This window comes from Rhodococcus sp. ENV425 (assembly GCF_002887785.1).
Classification (GTDB): Bacteria; Actinomycetota; Actinomycetes; order Mycobacteriales; family Mycobacteriaceae; genus Rhodococcus; species Rhodococcus aetherivorans.
Genome location: NZ_PCZU01000092.1, coordinates 12,689 through 20,461, shown reverse-complemented (window position 1 = coordinate 20,461; position 7,773 = coordinate 12,689). Strand labels below are relative to the sequence as shown.

Below are 7,773 nucleotides of genomic sequence, written 5' to 3'. Positions count from 1 at the left end.
GTGCCACCGGCACCTGGCAGCAGCCGTTCTGGCCCGTCTATCCCGGAGCCCGCAGCTTCGCGGGCAGACAGTTGCACACCGTGCAGTACCGCACCCCGGATGACTTCGCCGGTAAGACGGTGGTGGTGATCGGCGGCGGCAACTCCGGGGCCCAGCTGGTCGCCGAGATCTCGGAGGTCACAGGCACCACCTGGGTGACCCCCCGGCCGCCGCGATTCCTGCCGGACGACGTCGACGGACGCGTGCTGTTCGAGATGGCCTCGCGGCGCGCGCTGGCGCTGGCGGCCGGACGCCCCGATCCGGGCGGCATCACCGACCTCGGTGACATCGTGATGGTCCCGGAGGTCCTCGCGGCCCGGGACCGCGGCGCCCTGGATCCGCTGCCGATGTTCGACCGACTGACCCGTGACGGCGTCTTCTGGGACGACACCGGCGAGAGCCGGCACGCGGAGGTGATCGTGTGGGCCACCGGTTTTCGACCCGCCCTGACGCCTCTGCGGCCGTTGCACCTGCGTGGGCCGGACGGTTCGATCGCTGTGGCGGGCACCCAGGCGTTGAAGGAACCCCGGCTGCATCTGCTCGGCTACGGGGACTGGACCGGCCCCGGCTCGGCCACGCTGATCGGGGTCGGGCGCACCGCCAAGGCCGCCGTCGCCGGGCTGGCGATGGACCCCCGCCCCTGAGCCCCCGTCGTTGATTCGTGTCGGATTCCCAACCGTTTCAGGACGTGACTCCGGTTTCGGGCATGGGTGTGTCGCCGACACCCTGGCTGCGTGCCGAGCATCCCGCCCGCCCGGGTGTGGTGGACGACCGTCGACTCCGGTTCCGACCCGGGTCTCGCCGTCTCTTGTCACCGCCTACGACAGGCGTGATGAGCGACGCACGAGAACGGCCCACCGCACCCGGACGCTGCTCGCGGTCCGCACCTCGCCGGTCTCGGTCACCGCGGGCGGTTCGGGGGTGCGCATCGGTTCTCGAGACTCCGGTGCACGGTGGTACGTCGCGTCGAGTGTGCGCGTGGCGGCCCGTTCGACCAGCAGGGGGACGAAGTCTCGGATGCGGCATCCGTCGAGCCGGCCGAGCGTGGCCTCGATCAGGCCCCCCACCACCTCGGGGTCGAGGTCGGGGTAGCGCTGGCCGAGTCGGATTCGGACGACGTCGATGGCGTGCACTTCGCTGTCGTCCATGAGAAGTATTGTCCCGCAGAACAGGACGGGTAGGAACACGTTTCGATACCACTTCGATCTGCGCACCCGCGGCGGAATCAGGCCCCTCTGCACGAGGCCGGTGGGGTCTGTTCGGATCGTCGGCCGGCCCGGGTCATGTCGAACGCCTGCGGCGGTGGGCACGGGCCGGCGGCGGGCCACTCGATGACGAGATGGTCGATTGGGCCAGGCTCCTCGCTGTCGATAACGGCCGTCGCAGAGCCTCTCCCACCGTAGAGAAACGCTCGAACCGACTCCGCCCGAGGCCCTATCCTCTGCACGGCGGGTCGGGTACGGGGCAGGAACCGGGTTCGTCGTTGACGGTCGCCCTGTGTGCCCACCTTCGGCGCGGTGTCCGCCCGGGGAAGGCACCTCGTGCAACCGAGCGAAAACACGTGAGACCGTTTCCCGGACCACGCACCGTTCACCCCGGACGGTGAGGAAGATCAGCACTTTCCCCGAGGCGGATGCGGGATCGGCGCATACTGCTGATGTCTCATCCAACCTGTGAAGGGGACCGCCATGTCCGAGGATGTACGTCACGACCCGGGAAGCATCAGCGTCAAGCAGGGCATCGCGGCGGGCACGTCGGTGGGGGCGGCGGTCATCATGGCCACCGTCGGCATCGTCCAGTTGCTCCAGGGCATCGCCGCGGTGGCCGAGGACGAGTTGTTCGTCCAGGGCCCGGAGTACACGTTCAAGTTCGACTTCACCGCGTGGGGGTGGATCCACATCGTCCTCGGAGTGGTGTTGGTGGTCGTGGGCATCGCCTTGATCACCGGCGCAACGTGGGCGCGGGTAGCGGCGATCGTCGTCGCGGCACTGTCGATCCTGGCGAACTTCCTGTGGCTGCCGTACTACCCGTGGTGGTCGATCCTGATCATCGCCTTGGACGTGGTGGTCATCTGGGCGGTGTCGACCTGGAATCCGCGAGCCGACTACTAGGACGAATCCTGCCGTCGGGCCGAGCTTCGCCCTCGGCAACGCGACGGCCGCCAGGCGCTGACGTCCGTCGGTCAGCCCCTGCAGGTCGATCAGATTTCGGAGGTTTGCACATGAGCAAGCACGAGCACGACATCCTGTACGTGAGCGCTGCGGCATACGACAGCGTCGAGGACGCCGTAGCGGACTACGAGGCACTCGAGCAGCTGTACCGCGAGATACGCACCTCCCACGACTTCGACGCGTCCGTCATCGCCAAGGACGAGAACGGGAAGGTCCACATCGTCAAGAAGCACGAACAACCCACCCGCCACGGGGCAGCGGTCGGCCTCGGCTGGGGACTGGCGGTGGGTGTGGTGGCGGCGCTGTTCCCGCCCGTGGGCATCGGTCTCGTCGGCGCCGCCGCCGGCGGGACGGCCCTCGGGGCCGTGGTGGGGCACGCCAGCGACCGGATGAAACGCAGCGACGTCAAAGAACTCGGTGAGACCCTCGACGAGGGCCAGGCCGGCGTGATCGTGGTGTACGAAACCAACCTCGCCGATCAGATCGTCGCAAACATCAAAGCCGCCAACCGGATCGTCTCCAAAGCCACCGACATGGCCGCCGACCAACTCGCCATCGACATCAGGAACGCCGAGCAGAATCGATAACCTCGCGAACGCTCGCATCGCCCCCTGAGCTCCGCGTTCGAGCGCGTCCGCACACGGCCGCATACCTGCCGCTCAGGCCGGCCGTCCCGGCGTCGTGCCCAGCCCGCGCCACTCGCTGTCCCACGCCGCCCCTCGGCGATGCTCGGCCCACCGGTGCAGCCCGTACAGCCCCGCGCCTGCCGCCGCCGTCACCGTCCACACCGTCAGGGCCGCGACGACGGCGGTGGCGGCACTGTCCGCCCCACTCCGCGGAGGGGCGACCGGAGTGCCGGTCACATCGACCCATTCGATCCGGTCGTACCGGCGCATCAAAGGACTGCGGCTCCACGGGGCCCGACGCCACAGGCGAACGGTCCGGGACGGTCCGGTCTCCATCACCTTCACCCCGCACGTCTACTTCGGCCCGAGGTCACGGCCGGCGCAGGCGGTCCCCGCACCGGCACCTCGTGCAGTCGCTCGTCAGCGACGGGGCATGCTGTCGCGCCCGGTGGTGCCCTGCCCGGCGGTATTCTGCCCCACCGCCTTGGCCTCGAGCTGCGCGAACTCCGCGGGGGTGATCGCACCCGAGTCGAGCAGGGCCTTCGCGTCGGCGATCTGCCCGGCCGGAGATCTGCCGGCCGTCACCTGCCGGATGTACTCGTCGGTGGTCTGCCTGGCCGCGAGCTGCGCCTGCCCGGCCCGGATGGCCATCCCCTGGCCGCGCACCACGAGGTAGATCAAGGCGCTGAAGAACGGGACCACGATCAGCACCACCACCCAGAAGGCCTTGGCCACGCCGGAGACGGTGTGGTCCCGGAACAGATCGATCAGGATCTGGAACAGCACGATCAGATACGCCGCGAACACGAACACGACGATCGTGTACCACAGGAAATCCCAGAACGACTCCATGATGTGCACCTCCTCGACCGGACCTCCTCGACCGCCACAGCGGCGTCGACGCCGCTGCTACGGCACCGCACACTGCCCGGACTCGACCGGATCGAGCAGGCGCCGCCGGGCGAATCGTTCGACCAGCTCGGGGCAGGTCCGGCACCGGAACCCCCGCAAGTCCTCGACGCCGGCGCCACGACCGCCTCCACTCGATGCAGGTGGGGACGGCCGTCGAACTCGGCGACGAGCCGCTCCACCGCTCCGCGGTGAGGGGAACCGCACCCGCCTCGGTCATGCTCGTCTCGAATCACGCAGTCCCGGTGTGCTCCGCCGGATAGGACTGCCTCGAGTGTATGTCCGGCCACTGCCCCGGCACCCGGGAACGAGATGACGGTGATCATCCGGTCGGTGACCAGCGCAATCCGCTTCCCATCGGGTGAGGTGTTCGACCCCGACCTCGAGGTCCTCCCACGCCGCGCCGAGATCCCTCGGCCTCGAAGCGGTCGGCCGACTCCACCCCTCCTCGGCCGGTCTGTCCCGCGGTCAGCCCCGGGATGCCGGGCGTCCCGGGTCATCCGCACCGGTCGTCGCGTCCTGCTTCGTCACCGCTGGGCGCGGTCCCGTCGAAAAATCCCGCCAGCCGACGAGCACCGTGTGCACGGTTTCGGCGCCGTGCAGCGGTTCGGGCGGGGCGGGCAGATCGGCGGGGTAGACGAGAAACGGAGTGCTCTGCGGTCCGCCCATGCCGCCGTGCGAGCCGACCTGCTCCTCGAACGCCGCGACCTCGTCGGTGTCGGGCCAGTACGTGCCGCCGACCATGATGTCGGCAACGTTGTCGAAGGTGTCGGTGCGACGCACCTTCGCCAGCGCGTCGGGGCCCATCACCGCCAGCGGGTTCCGGCCGGTGACCTTCCCCGTGGTCACGTCGACCTCGCCGTGGGGCCCGAGCACCACGGACCCCCCGGGAGCGGCCACGAGCAGGAAGCCGATCCCGGGATGCTCGCGCAGCCCGGTGAGCAGACCGGGGTGGGCGGCCTCGATGGCGTGGACGTCGGCGCGTCCGGGCAGGTGCGGGAAGTAGACCAGGCCGAGGTTGCCCGAGCCGAGCACGATCGGCTCACCCGCGCAGGCGTGTGCCTCCTCGGCGGCGGCCGGCGAGTGCACGCTGGCCGCGGCGTAGGCGCGCCCCTCCGACCCGGGCTGGGCGGAGACGTCGGATTCGCGCTCGTACCAGTGGCGCTTCGCCGGTTCGCGCCGGGTGGCCAGCCGGATGACCAACTGCCCCAAGGTTTCCCCGTAGCGTTGCAGAAAGGTCGCGCCCTGACTCTGCCCGTGGTCGGACAGCACGACGACGCGGTAGGGCCGATCGGCCTGCGCCACCACGGCGAGCAGCATCTCGACGACGTCGTCGAGTTTGGTCAGCACCGCGAGGGTCTCGGGCCGGGAGATGCCGGAGTGGTGCGACACCTCGTCGTAGCCGATCAGATCGACGTAGACGACGCTGCGCCCCTTGATCAGATCGCCCACCACCGCCGCGACGGCGACATCGGTGGCGAGCACGGTCGCGAACGCCCGCACGAACGGATAGAGCCCGCCCCGCGGCACCCGCGGCTGGATGTCCTTCCGCTTCTGCCGCAGCGACTGGCGTAGTTCCCGTTGCAGTTCCGCGAGCATCCGGATGAACGTGCGCAGCGCGCTCGCCGGGTCGGCGAAGTAGTCGCTGTAGCCGGCACCGCCGCCGAGGCGGGCACCGCGCATCCGGCTGACGACGAGCACGTTGTCGTGCGCGCCGCCGGTGAACAGGTTGCCCCGGCTCGTACCGTCGTGCGCCAGCAGGCCGGGGATGTGGGTGCGTTCGAGTTCGCGTTGCTCGTTGTCGACCGGGTTGCTGAACACCGAGACGTGCTCGGTGGTCTTGTCGTACCAGCGGAACGCCGGCACGTTGTGGTTGGAGCCGTGCAGCACGCCCAGCTGGGTCGCACCCGTCTGACTGCTCCAGTCGGTGTGCCACGGCATCAGCCGGTGGGTCTCGCGCACCAACTTCGCCAGCGCGGGGGTCACACCGTCGGCGATCGCGCGACGCAGCACGTCGTAGCCGAGGCCGTCGATCTGGATGCACAACAGCCCCGGGGACGCGTCCACGAGTGCGGTGTTGCGACGCAACCGGAACCGCTGTCGGCGCACCTGCATCAGCCGGTACGCGGTATCGGAACGGGACGCGATGGCGCCCGAGACGACTGAGGTGAACAGCGAGAGCAGCGCCGCGAGGTAGAACGCATCCCGGCGCTGGTCCACCGACGCGACCGGTACCAGGTAGAGCGTCAACAGCATGATCACACCGCCGGCCACGAACACCCCGACGAACAGCAGCACCGGACCGATCCACGACATCAACCGCATCATCACCGGCCACAGCGCCGCGTTCAGGAGGCCGAACACCAACGCGAGCGCCAGCGCGGCCGGCAGCGTCGGTAGCGGAGTGAAGCCCGACGGGTCCAGGGTGATGCCGTCGAGGATGCGGTCGAGCACGATGAGCGCGAGCGCCGACGACCCCCACAGCACCAGGAACTCGACGAGCACCCGCACCATGCCGCCCACCGTGCGCATCGCGGCCCCTTCCCTCGTCTGGAATCGTAAGGGTCGTGAGCACGCCACCGGGTCCGGATGCCGCCACATCCGGTGTGCGCTGGCTCGGACATGCCAGCGCGCTGATCATGGACCGCGGGACGGTCGTCCTGACCGATCCGGTGCTGACCGACCGCGTCGCGCATCTGCGCCGCCGCCGGGGGCCCACCCCGATCGGGCCGCACGTGCGCAACCCGGACGCCGTCCTGCTCTCGCACCTGCACGCCGACCACACCCACCTGCCGTCGCTGCGGCTGCTCGACCCGGACGTTCCGATCGTGGCCCCGTGGCGGGCGATCGACGGCCTGCCCGCGCTGCGCCGATTCGCCGACCGCCTGGTGCCGCTGCGGCCCGGCGACGAGACACGGATCGGCACGCTCACCGTCCGGGCGGTGCCCGCCCGACACGACGGGCGGCGCTGGCGACGCGGCCCGGAACTCGCCCCGGCGATCGGGTACGTCGTCGAGGGGGACCGGCGGACCTACTTCGCCGGCGACACCGACCTGTACCCGGACCTCGCCGACCACGTCGGCCCGGTGGACCTCGCGTTGCTACCCGTCGGGGGCTGGGGTCCGACCCTCGGCAACGGCCACCTCGACCCGTCCCGGGCCGCGGTCGTCGCGCGCCTGGTGGCAGCGGGCCTGGCGGTGCCGATCCACTACGGCACGCTGTGGCCGATCGGCCTCGACGCCGTACGCCCCCGGTTGTTCTTCGGTCCGGGCGCCGAATTCGTCCACCACGCCCAGCGGGCGGGGATCGTCGCGGTGGAATTGCCCCCGGGTGGCGCACTCGGCGCACCGGGCGCCGGCCCCGGTTCGCCGGGACCACACCGCGTATGAACTCGGCCACCTCGGCTCACGGGATGCCGTAGGCGCGGTGGTCGGCCTCGCGGAGCGCGCTCACGTAGTCGCCCCGTCCGCGGCCGGTCCCGTCCGCGCCGGGCGGCACGGCGAGCATCCCCCGGAACTCGTCGACGCTGCGATACCCCTTGCGGCGCATCCACTCGCGCACGCCGTCGAGCAGGACGGCGGCGTACTCGGGACCGTGGCGCAGCAACGCCGAGGCGGACTGCACGACGTCCGCGCCGGCGAGCAGGTACTTGATCACGTCGGTGGCGTCCTCGACGCCGGTGGTCGCGGCCAGGTCGGCACGCACCCGTCCACGCAGCAACGCGATCCAGGTCTGCGGCAGCCGGGTTTCCGCGGGGGTCGAGAGGGTCACGGCAGGCACCACGGTGAGGGTTTCGGGATCGATGTCGGGCTGCAGCAACCGGTTGAACAGCACCAGCCCGTCGGCCCCGGCCTCGTCGAGGCGAAGCGCCATCTCGGCGATCGAACTGAACTGGGGGCTCACCTTGACCGCCACCGGCACGGTGACGGCGTCCGCGACCCGGGCCAGGACGTCGAGGTGCCGTTGTTCGACGTCCCGGCCGCTGATGTGCGGATCACCGGGCAGGTAGTAGATGTTCAGCTCGATCG

The 7,773-nt window shown here is 70.3% G+C and carries 7 protein-coding genes and 2 pseudogenes; 4 read left to right on the top strand and 5 right to left on the bottom strand.

Features of this window, described 5'->3' with window-relative positions; translation table 11 throughout:
- Positions 1–683, top strand: a pseudogene (locus CQZ88_RS30640) (pyridine nucleotide-disulfide oxidoreductase); the annotation flags it as partial.
- Positions 684–857: 174 nt separating this feature from the next.
- Here CQZ88_RS30640 and CQZ88_RS07725 read toward each other — a convergent pair.
- Positions 858–1,187 (bottom strand): three-helix bundle dimerization domain-containing protein, encoded by a 330-nt coding sequence (locus CQZ88_RS07725; RefSeq protein ID WP_006945068.1) that lies wholly within the window; start codon positions 1,185–1,187, stop codon positions 858–860.
- 540 nt (positions 1,188–1,727) lie between these two features.
- Here CQZ88_RS07725 and CQZ88_RS07720 point away from each other — a divergent pair.
- Positions 1,728–2,150 (top strand): hypothetical protein, encoded by a 423-nt coding sequence (locus tag CQZ88_RS07720; RefSeq protein WP_102799538.1) that lies wholly within the window; start codon positions 1,728–1,730, stop codon positions 2,148–2,150.
- 110 nt (positions 2,151–2,260) lie between these two features.
- Positions 2,261–2,797 (top strand): DUF1269 domain-containing protein, encoded by a 537-nt coding sequence (locus CQZ88_RS07715; protein WP_006945064.1) that lies wholly within the window; start codon positions 2,261–2,263, stop codon positions 2,795–2,797.
- Between the two features lie 72 nt (positions 2,798–2,869).
- On the opposite strand, the gene CQZ88_RS07710 is transcribed toward CQZ88_RS07715, so the two are convergent.
- The 3 genes from CQZ88_RS07710 to CQZ88_RS07695 all read right to left on the bottom strand — a co-directional run bounded on the left by CQZ88_RS07710 (position 2,870) and on the right by CQZ88_RS07695 (position 6,277).
- The gene (locus CQZ88_RS07710) at positions 2,870–3,073 is read right to left on the bottom strand and encodes a hypothetical protein (RefSeq protein WP_180986969.1); all 204 of its coding nucleotides are present in this window, start codon (positions 3,071–3,073) and stop codon (positions 2,870–2,872) included.
- 183 nt (positions 3,074–3,256) lie between these two features.
- A complete protein-coding gene (locus tag CQZ88_RS07705) occupies positions 3,257–3,688 on the bottom strand; it encodes a PLDc N-terminal domain-containing protein (RefSeq protein WP_043797958.1) in 432 nt (143 codons plus the stop codon).
- Positions 3,689–4,213: 525 nt separating this feature from the next.
- Positions 4,214–6,277 (bottom strand): phage holin family protein, encoded by a 2,064-nt coding sequence (locus tag CQZ88_RS07695; RefSeq protein ID WP_043797961.1) that lies wholly within the window; start codon positions 6,275–6,277, stop codon positions 4,214–4,216.
- A gap of 35 nt (positions 6,278–6,312) precedes the next feature.
- Here CQZ88_RS07695 and CQZ88_RS07690 point away from each other — a divergent pair, with 35 nt between their 5' ends.
- Positions 6,313–7,134, top strand: a complete 822-nt coding sequence (locus CQZ88_RS07690; protein WP_006945056.1) for an MBL fold metallo-hydrolase — start codon at positions 6,313–6,315, stop codon at positions 7,132–7,134.
- A 16-nt stretch (positions 7,135–7,150) separates the two neighbouring features.
- On the opposite strand, the pseudogene CQZ88_RS30635 reads toward CQZ88_RS07690, so the two are convergent.
- A pseudogene (locus CQZ88_RS30635) lies at positions 7,151–7,773 on the bottom strand (dihydroorotate dehydrogenase-like protein); the annotation flags it as partial.

Coding starts and splice junctions, on each gene's coding strand:
- CQZ88_RS07705 (WP_043797958.1), bottom strand. CDS start 3,688: ATGGAGTCGTTCTGGGATTTCCTGTGGTACACGATCGTCGTGTTCGTG.
- CQZ88_RS07725 (WP_006945068.1), bottom strand. CDS start 1,187: ATGGACGACAGCGAAGTGCACGCCATCGACGTCGTCCGAATCCGACTC.
- CQZ88_RS07695 (WP_043797961.1), bottom strand. CDS start 6,277: ATGCGCACGGTGGGCGGCATGGTGCGGGTGCTCGTCGAGTTCCTGGTG.
- CQZ88_RS07715 (WP_006945064.1), top strand. CDS start 2,261: ATGAGCAAGCACGAGCACGACATCCTGTACGTGAGCGCTGCGGCATAC.
- CQZ88_RS07720 (WP_102799538.1), top strand. CDS start 1,728: ATGTCCGAGGATGTACGTCACGACCCGGGAAGCATCAGCGTCAAGCAG.